General features: G+C 42.1%; 18 protein-coding genes and 4 tRNA genes. 7 read left to right on the top strand and 15 right to left on the bottom strand.

From position 1 onward, the window contains the following. Positions 1-204: 204 nt before the first annotated feature. The 11 genes from EL210_RS07790 to uvrB all read right to left on the bottom strand — a co-directional run bounded on the left by EL210_RS07790 (position 205) and on the right by uvrB (position 8,412). Positions 205-277 (bottom strand) — tRNA-Lys (locus EL210_RS07790). A 29-nt stretch (positions 278-306) separates the two neighbouring features. Continuing rightward, a tRNA-Lys gene (locus tag EL210_RS07785) sits at positions 307-379 on the bottom strand. A 132-nt stretch (positions 380-511) separates the two neighbouring features. Continuing rightward, positions 512-952 (bottom strand): T9SS type A sorting domain-containing protein, encoded by a 441-nt coding sequence (locus tag EL210_RS07780; protein ID WP_232000301.1) that lies wholly within the window; start codon positions 950-952, stop codon positions 512-514. 131 nt (positions 953-1,083) lie between these two features. Continuing rightward, positions 1,084-1,154 (bottom strand) — tRNA-Gly (locus EL210_RS07775). Between the two features lie 5 nt (positions 1,155-1,159). Continuing rightward, a tRNA-Thr gene (locus tag EL210_RS07770) sits at positions 1,160-1,232 on the bottom strand. A gap of 66 nt (positions 1,233-1,298) precedes the next feature. After that, positions 1,299-1,931 carry an HD domain-containing protein gene (locus tag EL210_RS07765; protein WP_025879848.1) on the bottom strand — a complete coding sequence of 211 codons (633 nt, stop codon included), beginning with the start codon at positions 1,929-1,931 and terminating at the stop codon, positions 1,299-1,301. A gap of 3 nt (positions 1,932-1,934) precedes the next feature. After that, on the bottom strand, positions 1,935-2,852 hold the full coding sequence (gene menA / locus EL210_RS07760) for a 1,4-dihydroxy-2-naphthoate octaprenyltransferase (protein ID WP_018920361.1): 918 nt from the start codon (positions 2,850-2,852) through the stop codon (positions 1,935-1,937). A 2-nt stretch (positions 2,853-2,854) separates the two neighbouring features. Further along, positions 2,855-5,161, bottom strand: coding sequence for a putative porin (locus EL210_RS07755; RefSeq protein ID WP_018920360.1), 2,307 nt, complete (start codon positions 5,159-5,161; stop codon positions 2,855-2,857). After that, positions 5,158-5,415, bottom strand: a complete 258-nt coding sequence (locus EL210_RS07750) for a hypothetical protein (RefSeq protein ID WP_018920359.1) — start codon at positions 5,413-5,415, stop codon at positions 5,158-5,160. The genes EL210_RS07755 and EL210_RS07750 overlap by 4 nt, the downstream gene beginning before the upstream one ends. A 20-nt stretch (positions 5,416-5,435) precedes the next feature. After that, positions 5,436-6,233, bottom strand: a complete 798-nt coding sequence (locus EL210_RS07745; protein ID WP_018920358.1) for a DUF4468 domain-containing protein — start codon at positions 6,231-6,233, stop codon at positions 5,436-5,438. Positions 6,234-6,363: 130 nt separating this feature from the next. Then, positions 6,364-8,412: an excinuclease ABC subunit UvrB gene (uvrB, locus tag EL210_RS07740; RefSeq protein WP_018920357.1), complete on the bottom strand. Its 2,049-nt coding sequence runs from the start codon at positions 8,410-8,412 to the stop codon at positions 6,364-6,366. 864 nt (positions 8,413-9,276) lie between these two features. Between uvrB and EL210_RS07730 the strand changes: the two genes are divergently transcribed. From EL210_RS07730 to EL210_RS07720, 3 genes are read left to right on the top strand one after another with little or no spacing between them, the layout of a single operon-like run. Then, positions 9,277-10,137 carry an outer membrane protein assembly factor BamD gene (locus tag EL210_RS07730; protein ID WP_018920355.1) on the top strand — a complete coding sequence of 287 codons (861 nt, stop codon included), beginning with the start codon at positions 9,277-9,279 and terminating at the stop codon, positions 10,135-10,137. Positions 10,138-10,144: 7 nt separating this feature from the next. Further along, a complete protein-coding gene (locus EL210_RS07725; RefSeq protein ID WP_018920354.1) occupies positions 10,145-10,480 on the top strand; it encodes a DNA-directed RNA polymerase subunit omega in 336 nt (111 codons plus the stop codon). A 1-nt stretch (position 10,481) separates the two neighbouring features. Next, positions 10,482-10,925, top strand: a complete 444-nt coding sequence (locus tag EL210_RS07720; RefSeq protein ID WP_025879846.1) for a DUF4293 domain-containing protein — start codon at positions 10,482-10,484, stop codon at positions 10,923-10,925. Between the two features lie 196 nt (positions 10,926-11,121). Here the strand turns inward: EL210_RS07720 and EL210_RS07715 are convergent, their stop codons facing one another. From EL210_RS07715 to EL210_RS07710, 3 genes are read right to left on the bottom strand one after another with little or no spacing between them, the layout of a single operon-like run. Continuing rightward, positions 11,122-11,547, bottom strand: a complete 426-nt coding sequence (locus EL210_RS07715) for an acetyl-CoA carboxylase biotin carboxyl carrier protein (RefSeq protein ID WP_018920352.1) — start codon at positions 11,545-11,547, stop codon at positions 11,122-11,124. 6 nt (positions 11,548-11,553) lie between these two features. Further along, positions 11,554-11,703, bottom strand: coding sequence for a hypothetical protein (locus tag EL210_RS13575; protein WP_004370947.1), 150 nt, complete (start codon positions 11,701-11,703; stop codon positions 11,554-11,556). Positions 11,704-11,740: 37 nt separating this feature from the next. Then, the gene (locus tag EL210_RS07710) at positions 11,741-13,306 is read right to left on the bottom strand and encodes an acyl-CoA carboxylase subunit beta (protein ID WP_004376119.1); all 1,566 of its coding nucleotides are present in this window, start codon (positions 13,304-13,306) and stop codon (positions 11,741-11,743) included. A 162-nt stretch (positions 13,307-13,468) separates the two neighbouring features. Here EL210_RS07710 and EL210_RS07705 point away from each other — a divergent pair, with 162 nt between their 5' ends. The 3 genes from EL210_RS07705 to EL210_RS07695 are packed head-to-tail and all read left to right on the top strand — an operon-like array spanning position 13,469 to position 14,508. Continuing rightward, positions 13,469-13,864 carry a hypothetical protein gene (locus EL210_RS07705; RefSeq protein WP_126370221.1) on the top strand — a complete coding sequence of 132 codons (396 nt, stop codon included), beginning with the start codon at positions 13,469-13,471 and terminating at the stop codon, positions 13,862-13,864. Then, complete coding sequence (locus EL210_RS13570) at positions 13,857-14,210, top strand: hypothetical protein (protein WP_018920350.1); 354 nt, start codon at positions 13,857-13,859, stop codon at positions 14,208-14,210. The genes EL210_RS07705 and EL210_RS13570 overlap by 8 nt, the downstream gene beginning before the upstream one ends. 19 nt (positions 14,211-14,229) lie before the next feature. Further along, positions 14,230-14,508, top strand: coding sequence for a hypothetical protein (locus EL210_RS07695; protein ID WP_018920349.1), 279 nt, complete (start codon positions 14,230-14,232; stop codon positions 14,506-14,508). Positions 14,509-14,523: 15 nt separating this feature from the next. Here EL210_RS07695 and hisC read toward each other — a convergent pair whose 3' ends face one another. Beyond that, positions 14,524-15,558 carry a histidinol-phosphate transaminase gene (gene hisC, locus EL210_RS07690; protein ID WP_018920348.1) on the bottom strand — a complete coding sequence of 345 codons (1,035 nt, stop codon included), beginning with the start codon at positions 15,556-15,558 and terminating at the stop codon, positions 14,524-14,526. Positions 15,559-15,804: 246 nt separating this feature from the next. Here hisC and EL210_RS07685 point away from each other — a divergent pair, with 246 nt between their 5' ends. Continuing rightward, the gene (locus EL210_RS07685) at positions 15,805-16,986 is read left to right on the top strand and encodes an MltF family protein (RefSeq protein ID WP_018920347.1); all 1,182 of its coding nucleotides are present in this window, start codon (positions 15,805-15,807) and stop codon (positions 16,984-16,986) included. The last annotated feature ends 308 nt before the right edge of the window (positions 16,987-17,294 follow it).

Below are 17,294 nucleotides of genomic sequence, written 5' to 3'. Positions count from 1 at the left end.
TTTCATACGTTATGTTGTATTTAGATTTCCATGATGTTGATGTGTAAACCTATATTTTCCGCTTTTTTTCTGTAGATGATAGAAGCTTGAAGTGTTAAAAAGTAGACCGTAATATTTACAGAATCAAGAGTTAGCTACTTGTTGATTGCAAAAGATATTTTGCCTATAAAGAAAAAAAGAGAGGTGGAAGACCAACTCTCTTTGTACACCCTTAGGGATTCGAACCCTAGACCCACTGATTAAGAGTCAGTTGCTCTACCAACTGAGCTAAGGGTGCAAGTGCAATTTATCAACGTCTATCAAATGTACACCCTTAGGGATTCGAACCCTAGACCCACTGATTAAGAGTCAGTTGCTCTACCAACTGAGCTAAGGGTGCATTCGATATTGTCACGGAAGATATAATTCCGAATTGCGTGTGCAAAGGTACATTCTTTTCATCAAACAGCCAAATAAAAGAATGTTTTTTTTCAAAAAAATAGGGCAGAAGCTATAGTTTGAATTATTAGAGCTACCTCTTCACGAATTTGATAACTGTATTTTTGTCTTGAATTAGATAGATACCAGTATTAAAGTGGCTGATATCAATTGGTGTTGTTGGGCTGACAGAAAGAATGTTTTGCAGCCTATTGCCTGCAATGTCATAGATATTAATGGATGTTCCAGGCTTTGTGCCACTGATAAGGATTTCTTTTTCGTAGATGCCGCTTATTGAAGCAATATGTGCTTTGTCTATTCCTTCCACGCAAGCAAGCTTAGTCATTGTATCAGCTATCTTGTTACTTGTTGTCGTGTTGTCGCTCCAATGGAGGATAACCGCAGAGTCTTCGAAGCTGATTTCTATGACATTCTTGTCTGCCCGATTGCCGTTGATACTCAATTCTTCATTGTGTCGTGCATAGACAACCGTGGACATGATGAATAGGTAAAGTAGCAGGATAACGTTCCTCATAAGCATCCAATACTATATTATGCTTGCAAATATACGAAAAGAAGCGTTATGTTGTTTGAAATAAAGAATAAATAAACAACAGCTTTTAATAATTTAACAAATGAGAAGCGTTAAATTATGAGGGATATTTGAGCGGAATACGGGAGTCGAACCCGCCTTTCAAGCTTGGGAAGCTCGCGCACTACCGATGTGCTAATTCCGCAAGAGAGCCGATACCGGGACTCGAACCCGGGACCTACGCATTACGAATGCGTTGCTCTACCAACTGAGCCATATCGGCATAGAGACTCATGCTTTTCGGTGTTTCGTGGTGCAAAGGTATATTATTTTTTTGGAAGAGCCAAATTTATTCATTATTTTCTTTTGAATATAAGAGGTCAAATTTCATGCGTAACAGGTCTTTATCTTCAATAGTATCCTGTATGTCTTTGAGCTTTCTGGCATTGGGACTTCCGGGAATCCACAGATGTATGTAGCCGTTTCGTGAATATTTTTCATTCATGTGGCTTTCAAAGCGTTTCCATTGTCCCTCTTTATCCAATTTAGGATAGTTCTCAAGACCAAACTGTATGGCTCGGCTGAAGACAACATCCGGCTCAAGATCGCGGTCGGCTTCAGCTACAATTTTGCCATAGATGGTGCGTGGAGTGTGGCTTGAACTGGCTCGATGGTCTTCAACGGCTTCTTTCATGATTTTCAACTGGTCGTTGTTGAACCACTTCTTCAGACGTACATCGTTGCTTAAAATCTTACCACTGGTGAGATGATGAATGGCACGTGGTCCCGACATACCAAGGTCATGATAGGCTGCAATAACATATGCCATGTTAATATCTGCACCAACATAATTGGCCAGTTCAATGGAATTCTTGATAACCCGATTGACATGTTGCAGTCCATGACTCTTTCCAAAAGCTGTATAACGAGGGAGTATATGGTGCTCAATAAACTCCATGATTTCCAAAGATACCTGTTGCATATGTTAAATTAAGATTGCCAGAGTTGATAATATACCGAAGATAAACATGTTGCGGGCTGTCATTCCCAAGACCTTATTGAGTTCCTTACCTTGCCGTATCTTTAACATTCTCTCATAAGTAAAGAAGTGAAGAAACAGATATCCCAGCAAAAAGGTGGGAGCAAAAGTACTTCCCGAATTGGTTATACTGACGAATAGCATGAGGATTTCTCCAATCAGGCCCGATAAGAGATAAAGACGTGTGCCCCATTTCTCACCAACTCGAACAATGAGCGTGATTTTCCCGTCACGTCGATCGTTGTCTCTGTCACGATAGTTATTGACGATAAGTAAAGTATCGATAACGAAACCACAGGCTAATGAAGCCAGAATGACTTCTAAAGAAATATTTCTTTCTGCTTGTGGCATGATGACATAATAGGTCAGGCAGACAGGAATAATGCCGAAAAATATAAGTACCAACAGATCGCCTAACCCAAAATAAGACAGTTTTATCGTATAGAGGAAGCAGAAGAGGACACAGAGTAGGCCAATCAGAAGCATTCCGTATCCACCATATATAATAAGTGGCAGTCCAATGACACATGCCAGAATAGTGGTCATGACAATTGCCTTTTTCATGGCAGGTAAGGTTATCCAACCCTCAGTGCATGCTCTTTTAGGCCCCAATCTATTCTCGGATTTGTCGTTTCCCTTTTGACAATCGAAGTAATCGTTAATGAAATTGGCATCTATCTGCATGATGAAAGCAAAGAGAAAGCAAAGTATAGCAGGGATAACAGCAAACTGCTCAATCCCTGTTTGGTTGAAGGCAAGCGTGGTACCAATCATGACGGGAACTGCTGCCCCAGTCAATGTCTTTGGCCTCGAAGCCAGAAACCAAGCTTTGAATGAATTTATGACAATCTTGTTTTCGTTCATTTTCAGTTGAAGAAATTCCAACTTAATCCAAATCTAAGTATGCTTTGATTGAGTGGATAGTGTGGAGTGTAGAAATAATTCTTCTTGCCGGTTCCTGCATTTAGATGGCTCATCATGATGAAAAAGCGTGTATGTTTCAAGTGGAAATTGGCGTAAACATTGACTACTGGATAGTTTCCTATCTCAACACGGCTGTCACTTCCTGTCGTATTTGTATTTGTCTGCACGGCATATTGTCCCAAACTTGGAACGTAATCGGGGGCATAATACTTTGTGAAATATCTCACATCTGCCCCGAAATCACATCGCAATACGTGAGCAATCTTAAAGCGAAGATAGACGTTACTGTAGAGATTGAGCGTCGGAACAGGCAAAACAGTCTTGTTGCTTGAGTTTTGATAGGTAATTACACTCTCCCAATTAAGTGGTCCAAACGTGAAATCCTGCGACAGAGATGCTGTCAACAGATGAATGGCTCCACTGTTCTGATTTACTGTAATAGCATGATTAACACGCTTTCCACTTGTTATTGTATGGGATGAAGCAAAGTAAGTATAGTTCTTGATTTCATCCACTGCTACGCGTAAAGTGGTGCGTGTTTTTTGATAATTCAGAATGCCTTGTATCCTTGAATGCAGGATTTTACTCATGTTTGTATTGTCCCACCATGCATGTCGACTATGATAATGACGATAATAGAACGTAGGATTTAGGCGATAGAAGAACCCATTGGCTGTTAAAGTCAAAGTATCTCCAAACAGTTTGAAATTGAGATCAGCTGACCCATCGATTTTCAATTGTCCGGCATCTTCACCGGTAAGCCATGTCTCGGCAATGGCATCATAATGGAAAGTCTTACCTTGTTTCTTACTCAATTGTGCTCCAAAACTCAGGTTGTGCTCGTTGTAAGTGTCTGTTCCTGTAGCACTTGGGAGCGTAAAATGCCTCAACTCCGGTGTAATGAAAGCTTTCAATCCCGCCTTAGCCCATTTGTTAAACCCTTCCAATAAGGATAAAGCGAATGTATTTTTGAGTCTATAGTGGCGGGTTTTATCATAGATAGAGTCGCCGGTTAGCGGTTCATCTACAGTGTAAGTATTTGCATAGAAATCGGTAGGAGTCTTATATGCCTGATAGATACGGCGATAGTTGTCGAACTTGAGCGTATGGATAAAACTTGTGGCAGGGACAAATTCTTTCTTCATCCATGCTGTGTCAACCTGCGTTTTCTTTTCAGCAGCAAGCAAACTGTCTGCAGCCTGTTTGTCTAAGGTTACGCGATTATTATCTTTCTTCTGTGAGATTGGCTCTGCCCCCATTATTTTTGCATCATCAGGACGGCCCTGGAGGGTAACTGTTTTGTCGTCATCCTGTCTTCCCTCTTGTGTTGCCTTATCTTTTCGTTTCTGTGCTTCGTTTTCCTTTTTCGAAGCCATAGCAAACTTCTTTGCCTTGATTTCCTCTTCTGTCATAGGCACTTTCCTGCTGAAACCGAGGTTATAACGATGCGTTAGAAATATGTGTTGATTGTCGTTCCTGTTCCAGTTTTGCGACAAAGCTGTCGGTATTTCATTCGTAGAGTACTTGTCACTATAGCTTTCCGGATGCGTGATATAGTTGTCATCAGTGATACCACCATTCTCACTAACCTTTTGATGATTGGTTGACATTAACAAGTGAGCCTGATAATGGTCTCCCAAGTAAGAACCATACATGGTATAGTTGAAATGTGCGGTACTCTGGTCTTGATAATACCCCCTTCCATAGAGATAATCGAATTTAAAGCCGACACCTAACCTTTTTCCTGCATTTACTCCAAACTTCGTTGTAAGGTGATCTTCGCCGTTAGTTCGGTTGCCTGCATTGTTATAAGTGATATTGGTAAAGGGCGACAGAGTATTCGTGAAGTGGAACTGTTCAATAGGGGTAATGATGAAATCATAGGGCTGTGTGAAGATAAACTGGCTCCCGAAAGGCCGGTCAGTCACAATACGGTTTATGCGTGGAGCACCTAAATTCCCCGTCGTAGTATAGTCACCCCGTAAGCCTGTTGTAAAGATTGAGTTCATGAACATGTGTGAAATCGTATCGGGAACCGCTGCCTTTCGGTCTCCGAAACGTGTGTCCACAGTCCATACTTTGATACCCTCTGGGATTTCCTTGTTGCTCCCTAATGAATCTTTTTTACTCTTGTTGTTACGTTGGATAGTATTCCCGTCAGTATCTATTTGGTTGAAACCATCATCAAACTGGGCATAACCATGTGCTGTAGAAAGAAGGAAGATGAAAAAAAAGAATGTTTTTTTCATTTGCGGAACATTCGTAATGCAACCTCAATAAACTTCAATACTACTGCTACAATGAGTATAATCGTAGCTGTAATTTTATAGTCTGTCTGTGTATATACTATGACACCGACAATGGCAAGCACCATGAAAATGATGTTAAGTATGTTGCGATATTTAAGCATGTCATCGTTGTTGTCTATTAACCGCTTCTGTTTGTGATGCGGTCTGACGGCATACTGCGTCTCATTTATATTTGTTTTTTCTTCCTGATTCATAATCTTATTGAATTATATTTTTATTTGAGTGCTTGTTTTATCTCGTTGAAAATCTCATTCACTCGGTCTACCGTCTTCATTCTGAACTTAGCATTCATGCGCTGTAGCTTTGTGCCTTTCTTGGTAAGAGCTACTCTGTCAGCAATCAGATTTTCTGCTGTGGCCTTGAAACCTGAAGGCCTATCCTCTTCATAATTGTAGTTGATGCGACTTAAAGTCAGTTCCAATTGTCCGTTCTGACACTTGGCAACAATCGTGTAGTTGAATTTAGTACGGTCTAAAGAAAGCAGATTTTGAGAGAAAACCAACCATTCTTCATATTTTGCTGCAATCATATGCTCAGCTTCGTTAACCAACGCTATGCGACTGTTCCCGGCCTGATGTTCATCATGAGCTAAGTTGTTGAGAACATTGTAAACGCGTTTGTAAATTTCAGATGCGTTCATGTTGGTGGCAGTCTTCCTGAGTTCAAAAGTTACTTTCCCATCTTGTTCAGGCACAGCACCAGCTAAATAACCCTCGTAAGGATTAGTAGTCTTGGAGACAACAGGTTGAGATTGCTGCTTGGTTTGTTGGGGTATCGTCCAACTGTCTTTCTGTTGTTGTGTTGCTTGTGTGGCCTGTTCTGCCTCTTCTGCTGCTTTCAAGGCTTCTTCAGCAGCACGCTTTGCTTCTTCAGCTGCCTTTTTTGCTTCTGCTGCTTTCCTTGCAGCTTCGGCCTTTAAGATTTCAACTTTGTTCGCAGGAATAGGCGTAACTGTCTGTGCTATGCCTATAGCAGGCACCAAACAACATATTGCAATGAATAGATTTTTCATAAGATAATCAAATATAATATGACAAAATTACTAAAAAAAGACGAGAGAACAGATGGCGTTACGCTTGATTTTCCAAACTTAACGATAATTAATAAAAATCGCTTTCCTATCCTATTCTCCCATCTGGGCTTTATACTTTGTCTTTCAACTGTTCCTGCAAGCGGATGATTTCATCGCGATATTGAGCGGCTTGAATAAAGTCAAGGTCTTTTGCTGCTTGCTTCATAAGAGCTGTTGTGTTGGCAATGCTCTTCTCTAATTCTGCCTTTGACATGCGTTTTACAATCGGATCAGCAGCAAAGGCACCACTCTCCGGCTCCAAATAAATGCCAGGATATTTGCCATTCTGTGTCGCTGCATTTTTTCTGTCATTACTTTCGACAGACAAACTTGCTAATGAGGAGCCTATCTGTTTCTTGATTTGTTTAGGTGTGATATGGTGATCTTCATTGTATTTCAGCTGTATACTGCGTCGACGTGCAGTTTCGTCTATAGTTTTCTGCATGCTTTCCGTGATAGTATCGGCATACATAATCACCTTTCCATTGACATTTCTTGCTGCGCGACCTGCTGTCTGTGTCAGGCTACGATGACTGCGCAAGAAACCTTCTTTGTCTGCGTCGAGAATGGCAACCAACGACACTTCCGGCAAATCAAGACCCTCGCGAAGTAGGTTTACGCCAACAAGAACATCAAAAACACCGGCTCGCAGGTCGTTCATAATCTTCACGCGGTCGAGTGTTGCCACGTCACTATGAATATAGTTTGCCTTTATTTCATGGTTCAAAAGATATTCTGTTAGTTCTTCTGCCATTCGCTTTGTAAGCGTTGTTACGAGCACTCTTTCCTGTCGGTGAATGCGTGTTAGAATCTCATCCATGAGATCATCTATCTGATTTTCTGATGGACGAACCTCTATTTCGGGGTCTAACAGCCCGGTAGGACGGATAATCTGTTCCACAATAACACCCTCAGCCTCTTCTATTTCATATTTGGCCGGTGTTGCACTGACGTAGATAATCTGGTTAATCAGTGAATGGAATTCCTCAAATCTCAATGGACGGTTGTCGAAAGCTGCCGGCAATCGGAAACCATATTCCACGAGATTCTGCTTTCGGGCACGGTCTCCGCCGTACATTGCATTGATTTGTGGCACGCTCACATGGCTTTCGTCAATCACCATCAGATAGTCTTTTGGGAAGAAATCAAGCAGGCAATAGGGGCGTTCTCCTGGCTGGCGGCCATCGAAATAGCGCGAGTAGTTCTCAATACCACTGCAATGTCCCAACTCTTTTATCATCTCCATGTCATATTCCACACGTTCTTTAACTCGCTGAGCCTTAATGTTATCACCAATTGAGTTAAAGTATTCCACGCGCTCTGTCAAGTCGTCTTGTATCATGCGGATAGCCCGTTCGGTCTGTTCTTTCGAGGTAACGAAGAGATTTGCAGGATAGATTTCATAGGTCTCAAAACGCTCTAAGCTGTGAAAAGTCGCGCTGTCCACTTCCTCAATACAGTCAATTTCATCGTCCCACCACGTCACACGGAGGATATTGTCGCTATAAGCCATGGAGATATCTACCGTGTCGCCTTTCACCCGAAAGGTTCCCCTTTGCAAATCAATATCGTTTCTTACGTAGAGCGCATCAACGAGTTTGCGCAAAAACTCATTGCGGTCGAGTGTCTGTCCACGCTTGATTTTGATGATACTTTCCTGCATGGCAACAGGCCCTCCCATACCATAAATACATGAAACCGACGATACTACAATCACGTCTTTGCGGCCGGAAAGCAGGGCAGAAACGGCACCTAATCGCAGTTTATCTATCTCGTCATTGATAGCAAGGTCTTTCTCTATATAGGTGTCTGAGGTCGGAAGATAGGCTTCGGGTTGGTAATAGTCGTAGTATGAAACATAATATTCCACGGCATTATCAGGGAAAAAGCCCTTCATTTCCTCATAGAGCTGGGCTGCAAGTGTCTTGTTATGACTTAAAATCAAGGTTGGCTTGTTGGCGTTTGCAATGACATTGGCCACAGTAAATGTCTTTCCTGAGCCGGTAACACCCAACAAAACCTGTGCAGGGATACCTTCTTTGATGCCTTCTGTCAATTGCTCAATGGCTTCGGGTTGGTCACCGGTAGGACTGTATTTTGAAGTAAGTTTGAAATCCATGTATTCTTTATTATCCTTTGTTTCAACTGCAAATTTACGAAATCCCCAATGATTATGCAATCTTATGCGAAGTAAAATCTTTCTTCAGTTTCATGAAAATATTATGATGAAGAACAGAAATAGCAGACTGACAGTATAAGACAACGTATTTTGATAGTCATATTCTGAACAACAGTTAAAGGCAGAAATATTTATTTTTTGTGTAAATAATAATGCTCTGTTTTAACACTTTGGGAGATGAGCAAATAGAAATGAAAAAGCTGAAAAACAGGCTTTATTTTATCTCTCCAAAGTATTTGATGGGTGATTTCGTTCATAAAGCGTTGCAATTTGATGCGAATTACACCGTTATTTGGGCCAAAACGCGTGCCAATCTGAGGCATATTACAGTGTATTTTGATGCAAATTGCACTGCTTTTCAGCATGATTTTGCATCTTATTTTCTAATGAAATCCATAATCTTCTGACAGTCAAAGGATTATAAAACCCTAAAAAATAGGGCGTATTTGGAATGAAGGAGACTTGCTTTTCAAATATACAGAGCAAATGAAAGAGTTTGTAAAGGTATTTATAAAGAAATAAATTATACTTTATTATTTGGAATTATGCGACCGAATAAAATGCTTATTGTTAAATTTATCATGGGAAGCACCATTGTAGAATGCCATGCTTCGGGTGTCGTATTGTTTTGTCAAGCTCAAAAGAGCTGTGTCAGATTGAGTTTTATTTGGCTTATAATATCAGAAAATACTCGTCGGAATGAATTATAATATTGCTTGATACGTTATAAAGGTTAATATTTTACGAAAAAGTGTATCTTTTACTTTGCAAATCATAGAAAAGTCCGTAACTTTGCAATTCAAAATGTTTGATATGAAGAAAAAGGGTTTACTTCCTATATGCATGGTGTTACTTTTCTCGAGTTGTGCCCAAGAATTCAATAAAGTGTACAAGACAGACAACTATCAGTACAAGTATGAATTCGCTAAAGAGTGCTATGCTAAAGGAAGATATACGCAGGCTATTACATTGCTGACCGACCTCATCAATATCCAGAAAGGAACTGATAATGCACAGGAAAGTCTGTATATGTTGGCTATGGCCGAATATGGAAGTATGGACTATGAAGGGGCAGCCCAGGCTTTCAAACGCTATTATCAGTCTTATCCGAAAGGATATCTTGCGGAGATGGCTCATTATTATGAAGGGTTGAGTCTTTATAAAAGTACGCCGGAACCGCGCCTTGATCAGTCAATGACAGTATCTGCTATCAATGCTTTTCAGACCTATCTTGATCTCTATCCCGATGCAAAACTGAAGCCCGAGGCACAGAAATATCTGTTTGAATTGCAGGATAAGCTTGTTTTGAAAGAGCTTTATTCAGCTCGACTCTATTATAATCTTGGCCCTTATTTCGGTAACTGTTCGGATGGCGGTAACAACTATGAAGCTTGTATCGTCACCTGCCAGAATGCCTTGAAAGATTATCCTTATACTGCTTTGCGTGAGGAATTTTCACTGTTGTTGATGAAGAGTAAGTTTGAACTTGCCGAGCAAAGTGTGGAAACTAAACGCTTGGAGCGCTATCAGGATGCTGAAGACGAATGCTATGGCTTTATCAATCAGTTCCCTGACTCCAAGGATAAGAGCATCGCCGAGAAGTTTATTGCCCGTTGCAAGAAGTATACGGGAGAGAGTTCTACAGACAACAATAATAACAATTAAATAAATAATGGATTACAAGAAATCAAAAGCACCGGTTAATACTGTAACTCGTGATATCATGGAGCTCTGCAAGGAAACCGGTAACATCTATGAGAGTGTAGCAATCATTTCTAAGCGTTCTAATCAAATCTCTGTTGAAATCAAGCAGGATTTGAATAAGAAACTTGCTGAATTTGCTTCTTATAATGATTCTCTTGAGGAGGTTTTCGAGAACCGCGAGCAGATAGAAATCTCGCGTTATTACGAGAAACTGCCGAAACCAACACTGCTTGCAACAGAGGAATTCATTGAAGGAAACGTCTATTGGCGCGATCCTTCGAAAGAAACTAACGTAGAGGAATAAGATGATACAGCGTAAGCAGACTCTGTATTTATTGGCAGCTCTGATTGTGACTATTGTCTGTCTATGCCTTCCGATAGCCTCTTTGAAGGCTTCCGGTATGGAGCCAGACAGCATTGTCACTAATCTTTGGATACGCAGCAACGCAGGGATTTCATTCTTCGTAAGTCCACTTTTTGCACTGTTGTTGCTGACTTGTCCGCTCACATTGTGGGCTATTTTCAAGTATCATCAGCGTTTGTTTCAGGTAAAGTTGTGTGTGATTAATATGATTCTTATCGTTCTTTGGTATGCTTATTTTGCATTCTTCCATTTCACATCAACGGCATCCGTCTCTCTTCGCTTTGCCTTTTGTCTGCCCATTATTGCGTTTTTCCTTCATCATATGGCGCGTAATGCCATCCTTGCAGACGAAAAATTAGTCAGGGATGCAGACAGAATTCGATAAAACAAGTCTTAAAGTTGACTATCAAAGTATTATAGATTTTCGGTTTTCTGTATTTTTTTCAGTAGAGGGCATGCTTTATACATTGATTAAATTATAGATAAGGAATGGCTGATATCAGCTTTGAATGACAGATAAAAAAGAGGATATACTTGATTTTCAGGCATATCCTCTTTCTTATAAATAAAGTTGTTCTTATTTATTCGATAACAATGAGCGGGTCTTCTTCAAGCACGGTTTGGCCAATCTTGACACAGATTGCCGTAATTTTTCCGTCTTTTTCAGCTTCGATGTTATTGGCCATTTTCATAGCCTCAAGTACGACGACTGCATCTCCGGCCTTTACTTCCTGACCTACTTCTACGTTGATAGCTGTAATCGTGCCTGGAAGCGGAGCCTTGACAGCGTTATTGGTATTGACATTGGCGGCGGGAGCAGCTTCTGACTCTTCGGTCTGGGCAGGTTTACCCAATACGACTTTCTTCTTCTCAGGCTCTGCTTCCTTCTCCATCTGAACCTTGAAATCGTCGCCATTTACAGTTACATGGGCAACATTGTTCTCATCGATTTCACCGATGGTTACGTTGTATTCCTTACCATCGATTGTATATTTAAACTCTTTCATATTCTGTTATGGTTTTTTGGTTAATGACAGGAACTTGGCATTCCATAGCGTATGGTGTGGCTCAATCGTGATTTTGCCAGGTTCATAGTCGTGTACATTATTGCCTTCAAACTCATAGAGTGCCATGGCAATAGCCGCATATATATTCTTATCCATCGTTTGTTACGTTATTGTTTTTCGTTTTCAACCCGGATTACATGGGCATGCAGGCATGCTTCTTGGCAGGAATATTCTGGCGCTTGGTTGCGAGTTGAGCCAGACCACGACAAATGCGGAAGCGCGTATTACGTGGTTCGATGACATCATCAATATAACCATACTGGGCAGCCTGATATGGATTGGCAAAAGTCTCGGTGTAATCTTCCTCCTTTTCAGCAAGGAATGCCTTGACATCACCACCTTCTTCTTTGATTTTCTTCGCTTCCTTACCGCAGAGAATTGCTACGGCGCCGCTTGCACCCATTACTGCAATCTCGGCTGATGGCCATGCGAAGTTGAGGTCGGAACGGAGTTGTTTGCAGCCCATCACAATGTGTGAACCGCCATAGCTCTTGCGGAGATTGATTGTAATCTTTGGAACGGTGGCTTCACCATAAGCGTAGAGCAACTGTGCTCCATGCAGAATGACAGCGTTATATTCCTGTCCCGTACCCGGCAGGAAGCCCGGAACGTCTACCAAACTGACGATTGGAATGTTGAAAGCATCGCAGAAGCGTACGAAGCGTGCACCCTTGCGGCTGGCATTAACGTCAAGAACACCGGCATAAGCTGCAGGTTGGTTGGCAACAATGCCAACGCTCTGGCCGTTGAAACGCGCAAAGCCCGTGATGATATTCTTGGCAAACTTAGGCTGAATTTCGAAGAATTCTCCGTTGTCAACAACAGCGCTGATGACCTTATACATATCATATGCCTGGTTGGGATCCTCCGGAATAATTTCGTTGAGCAGGTCTTCCTTGCGGTCGATAGGGTCGTCGCACTCAACACGAGGAGCATTTTCGGTGTTGTTGGAAGGGATGTAAGAGAGGAGTGTCTTGATGAGTTCCATGCACTCTTCTTCGGTCTTTGCCGTGAAATGTGTAACACCACTCTTGCTTGCATGAACGCTTGCACCACCTAAGTGCTCGGCATCGATCTCTTCTCCCGTAACAGTTTTAACAACCTTCGGCCCTGTCAGGAACATGTAAGAAGTTCCTTCTGTCATGATTGTGAAGTCGGTCAGTGCCGGAGAATATACAGCACCACCGGCGCATGGCCCCATGATTGCACTGATCTGAGGGATTACACCGCTGGCAAGAATATTGCGTTCGAAGATTTCACCAAAGCCTGCCAATGCAGAAATTCCTTCTTGAATTCGTGCACCACCAGAGTCATTCATGCCGATAACGGGCGCTCCCATCTTCATTGCCATGTCCATGACTTTACAGATTTTCTGCGCCATTGTTTCAGACAATGAACCGCCATTGACTGTAAAATCCTGTGCATAAAGATAAACCAAGCGACCATTGACGGTTGCAGAACCAGCAACAACACCATCTCCTAAGAATTGCTTCTTTTCCATGCCGAAGTTGTGGCAACGGTGCAGTTTGAACATATCATATTCTTCGAAACTGCCTTCATCAACTAACATTTCGATACGTTCGCGCGCAGTGTATTTACCACGTTCGTGCTGCTTGTCGATAGCTTTCTGACCACCGCCAAGGCGTGCCTCTTCGCGTTTTGCAATAAGCTGCTTGATTTTTTCTACTTGCTTACTCATAAGTTTTTATCAATTAATTTTTTATAGTCATAATGCAAAAAAGGTAACCAAATGCCGATTACGCAATAGTTCTGCCTGCAAAGGTAGTAAAAAAAATAAAAAGGGAAAAAGTAGAATGGTTAAAAAGCAAAAAATACCAACATCGCGTTATACCACTCTCTGTTGGTCTGCTTGCTTAGTCATAACAAAATCATTCGTGACTCGACAGGTCTGTTGGTTTATGCCTCTATATTAAAGGTATTACAAAGAGAAGCCTGTCGTCGGCCGACGAAACGCGAAAAATGGCGGAAAATGCTCGTCGTCGGTCGACGAAATACTGAAATCGCTGGAAAATGCTCATCGTCGGTCGACGAAATGCGAAAATCGCGAAAAAACACCCGTCGTCGGTTGACGAAACGCGAAAAACAGCGAAAAATGCTCATCGTCGACCGACGAAATGCGAAAAACGATGAAAAGCGTTCTTCGTCGGTCGACGAAATGCTGGATTTACCGAAAATCATTCGTCATCCGTGGATGAAAACGAAAAAGAGGCAAAAAATGCCCGTTATCCGTGGATGAAAGCGAAAAAACGCTGAAAATCATTCGTCATCCATGGATGAAAGCTAAAAAAAGGCAAAAAAATGCCCGTCATCCGTGGATGAAAGCGAGAAAACGTTGGAAATCGGCTTTCCGCCACGGCGGACGAGCAAAAAACAGTGAAAACAGTATTTCCGCCGCGGCCGAAACTGAAAAAACAGCGAAAATCGACTTTCGGCCATGGCCGAAGAGTAGAAAACAGCAAAAAGAGCGTTTCGGCTGCGGCCGAAAAACGAAAAACGGCGAAAACTGCATTTCGGCCATGGCCGAAAGCTTAAAAATGAAAAAAACTGCGTTTCCGCCACGGCCGAAACTGAAAAAACGCTGAGAATTACATTTCCAACCCCGTGGAAACGCAAAAACAGCCTCAAAACGGCTTTCTCACCCTACGAGAAACGCAAAAACACCCTCAAAACGACTTTCTCGCCCTACGGGAAACGCAAAAACAGCCTCAAAATGGCTTTAACGCCCTACGAGAAACACAAAAACACCCCCAAAATGGCTTTCTCGCCCTACGGGAAACACAAAAACAGCCTCAAAACGGCTTTAACGCCCTACGAGAAACACAAAAACAGCCTCAAAACGTCTTTCTCGCCCTACGGGAAAGCAGAAAGATTGATGCTTAAACAGACTTCACGTGTCTATAGTTTTCTCAATGCAGCCAGCAATGCTTGGTTTTCTGTTTTCGTACCGATAGTGATGCGGAGACAGTTTTCACAATGTTCAATGTGTGCGCAGTTATGCACTGCAATACCTTGATGAAGCAAGTAATCATATATGGCTTGTGCATCAATCATCTGGGCCAAGAAGAAGTTTGCTTCCGTAGGATAGACTTTTTTACAGCAAGGAAGAGCCTGGAAAGCTGACAGCATTCTCGCGCGTTCTTGTTGAATGAGACTTACCCGTTTGGCGGTTTCAAAAGGATCTTTCAGTGCTTCAATAGCTTGCTGTTGGGTCAATGCGTTTATGTTGTAGGGCATAGCAACTTTATTGAACAAATCTATAATGGGCTTATCGGCAAAGACCATGCCTAATCGGATAGCGGCTAATCCCCAGGCGTGGCTCATCGTGTTGAGCACTATGAGGTTTGGATATTGCGCCAGTTCCTTGACGAATGAAGGGCTGTTTGCAAAGTCAATATAGGCTTCATCGATGATGACAATGCCTTGGAAAGAATAGAGAACTTGTTTAATTACGGTATGGTCTATCGTGTTTCCCGTAGGATTATTGGGTGAACAAATGCATATTAATTTAGTGTGTTCATTGCAAGCACCGAGTAGGTTGTCGGCCGTTGTTTGGTAGTGCTCGTCAAGCAGGACAGAATGATAATCAATATTATTGAGTTCAGCACATCGTCTGTACATATCGTAAGTAGGAGAAATGGCAACAACATTGTCGACCCCAGGCTCGCAAAAGATGCGGAAAGTCATGTCGATAGCCTCATTGCTTCCATTGCTCAAAAAGATATTAGCAGCAGGAACGCCTTTTACGGATGAAATCAACAGTTTGAGTTCCTGTTGTTGTGGAGTGGGATAGCGGTTGAATGGCTTGTTATACGGATTTTCATTTGCGTTCAGGAGCAGCATGTCCTGCTGTTCTGAATGCTCGCTTTCAATAGCAGTATAGGAAGGTAAATTCCATATATTCTGACGGCAGAGTGCTTTGATTTCTTTCATGATTCGCTGTTTTTAATGTGTTGATGTCACGAAATAGAGGCCGCATCATATAGATGCTGAAAGCCTGACGTGAGTATTGATAATTCCTTTTATAACAGGAATTACCGTGCAAAAATATGCTTTTTAATGGATATTTCCAAATTATGTTGTAATTTTGTGACCATAGGCTGTCATGCCTTCTGTATTATTAAGAACGTATCAACGCTTATGCGCCATTTATATGCTTTATGCCTTAGAGGATTGCTGATGCTTGTGTTGTTGGCTTCCTGTAAAGAACGAAAAGAAAAGATAGTGACTCCTTGGGGCGAGGTTATCGGTGAGGGTGACTCTCTGCCCAAGCAGGGAAACTTCACTCTTTCGGATATTCTGAGTAACGGAGAGCTTATAGTGCTCACCATGTCTGGCCCCGAAACCTACTATGATTATCATGGTAGAGGCATGGGGCTTCAATATCTTTTGGCAGAAAAGTTTGCCCAGAAAATGGGAGTCTCGCTTCGAGTAGAGGTCTGCAAGGATACCATGGAGATGGTGAGAAGATTACAGGCTGGCGATGGAGACCTCATCGCTTTCCCTTTACCGCGACGCTATAAGAATGTAGAGTATTGCGGCGTAAAGATAGATTCTTTGCATGCACAATGGGCTGTGCAATTGGATAACACGGAATTAGCAGACTCACTGAACCATTGGTTTCGTCCGCAGATGATAGCCGCTCTGAAGAAAGAAGAAAATTTCTTGCTTTCTACGCGTAGCGTGACACGTCATGTTTATTCGCCGATGTTGAATAGATCAGAAGGCATCATCTCCCGTTGGGATCCTTATTTCAGGCAGTATGCACCCATGGCAGGCTGGGATTGGCGCCTAATGGCGGCTCAATGTTATCAGGAGTCAACGTTTGACCCACAGGCACATTCATGGGCAGGAGCCTGTGGACTGATGCAGATTATGCCACGGACAGCAGACCATCTGGGGTTGTCGCGTACAGAAATATATGATCCCGAACGGAATATAGCTGCAGCTGCCAAGTATATTTATGAATTGTCTAAACACTTTTCTGATGTTTCTAATCCGATAGAACGGAGCTATTATGTATTGGCCAGTTACAATGGAGGCTACTTCCATATTCGAGATGCCATGGCTTTGGCACGTAAATATGGGCGCAATCCTTATTCTTGGAGTGATGTTCGGGAGTTTGTCTTGCGGCTGAGCACTCCGCCTTATTATAATGATCCAGTGGTGAAGTATGGTTATATGCGTGGTCATGAAACAGTAGATTATGTCAGCCGTATCGTGGACAGGTGGGCGCAATACCGTGGCTTTGCACATTCTACAGGAGGGGGATTTACGGGGGATAGTTTCAAAGGCTTCGGTGGAAGTCTTGATAATATGGCGCCGTCGCGCGCCAAGCATCGTAACCGTTTTAAGATTTAACTCCCAATCTTTCCCAAGTTTGGGATACGCAATGGGAACTATTACGAGCAAAGATGTATTCCCAATTAGTGTAATCCATATCAGTTTGCATGGTAATTTGATAGAGATTACACTGCTTTTTGACTCAAATCACACGGTGAAATGACTTAAATTGTGAGGTGATTCAATACAAATTACAATGCCATGTCATGGTACCTTATTTTATCTTATCCTAAACAGGGGGCGGTCTTAGCTGATATTTTTTGAACGAGAATTATTTATTAATTACGTGAGTCGGTATATGAAAGTAGCTGGAAAAGTTGTAGGGG

The sequence above is a fragment of the Segatella oris genome (genome assembly GCF_900637655.1).
Lineage (GTDB): Bacteria > Bacteroidota > Bacteroidia > Bacteroidales > Bacteroidaceae > Prevotella > Prevotella oris.
This window is presented reverse-complemented; position numbering and strand designations above follow the sequence as displayed.

Bases quoted from the DNA above. Each gene is read 5' to 3' on its own strand.
- EL210_RS07780 (WP_232000301.1), bottom strand. From the start codon at position 952: ATGAGGAACGTTATCCTGCTACTTTACCTATTCATCATGTCCACGGTT.
- EL210_RS07765 (WP_025879848.1), bottom strand. From the start codon at position 1,931: ATGCAACAGGTATCTTTGGAAATCATGGAGTTTATTGAGCACCATATA.
- menA (WP_018920361.1), bottom strand. From the start codon at position 2,852: ATGAACGAAAACAAGATTGTCATAAATTCATTCAAAGCTTGGTTTCTG.
- EL210_RS07755 (WP_018920360.1), bottom strand. From the start codon at position 5,161: ATGAAAAAAACATTCTTTTTTTTCATCTTCCTTCTTTCTACAGCACAT.
- EL210_RS07750 (WP_018920359.1), bottom strand. From the start codon at position 5,415: ATGAATCAGGAAGAAAAAACAAATATAAATGAGACGCAGTATGCCGTC.
- EL210_RS07745 (WP_018920358.1), bottom strand. From the start codon at position 6,233: ATGAAAAATCTATTCATTGCAATATGTTGTTTGGTGCCTGCTATAGGC.
- uvrB (WP_018920357.1), bottom strand. From the start codon at position 8,412: ATGGATTTCAAACTTACTTCAAAATACAGTCCTACCGGTGACCAACCC.
- EL210_RS07730 (WP_018920355.1), top strand. From the start codon at position 9,277: ATGTTTGATATGAAGAAAAAGGGTTTACTTCCTATATGCATGGTGTTA.
- EL210_RS07725 (WP_018920354.1), top strand. From the start codon at position 10,145: ATGGATTACAAGAAATCAAAAGCACCGGTTAATACTGTAACTCGTGAT.
- EL210_RS07720 (WP_025879846.1), top strand. From the start codon at position 10,482: ATGATACAGCGTAAGCAGACTCTGTATTTATTGGCAGCTCTGATTGTG.
- EL210_RS07715 (WP_018920352.1), bottom strand. From the start codon at position 11,547: ATGAAAGAGTTTAAATATACAATCGATGGTAAGGAATACAACGTAACC.
- EL210_RS13575 (WP_004370947.1), bottom strand. From the start codon at position 11,703: ATGGATAAGAATATATATGCGGCTATTGCCATGGCACTCTATGAGTTT.
- EL210_RS07710 (WP_004376119.1), bottom strand. From the start codon at position 13,306: ATGAGTAAGCAAGTAGAAAAAATCAAGCAGCTTATTGCAAAACGCGAA.
- hisC (WP_018920348.1), bottom strand. From the start codon at position 15,558: ATGAAAGAAATCAAAGCACTCTGCCGTCAGAATATATGGAATTTACCT.
- EL210_RS07685 (WP_018920347.1), top strand. From the start codon at position 15,805: ATGCTTGTGTTGTTGGCTTCCTGTAAAGAACGAAAAGAAAAGATAGTG.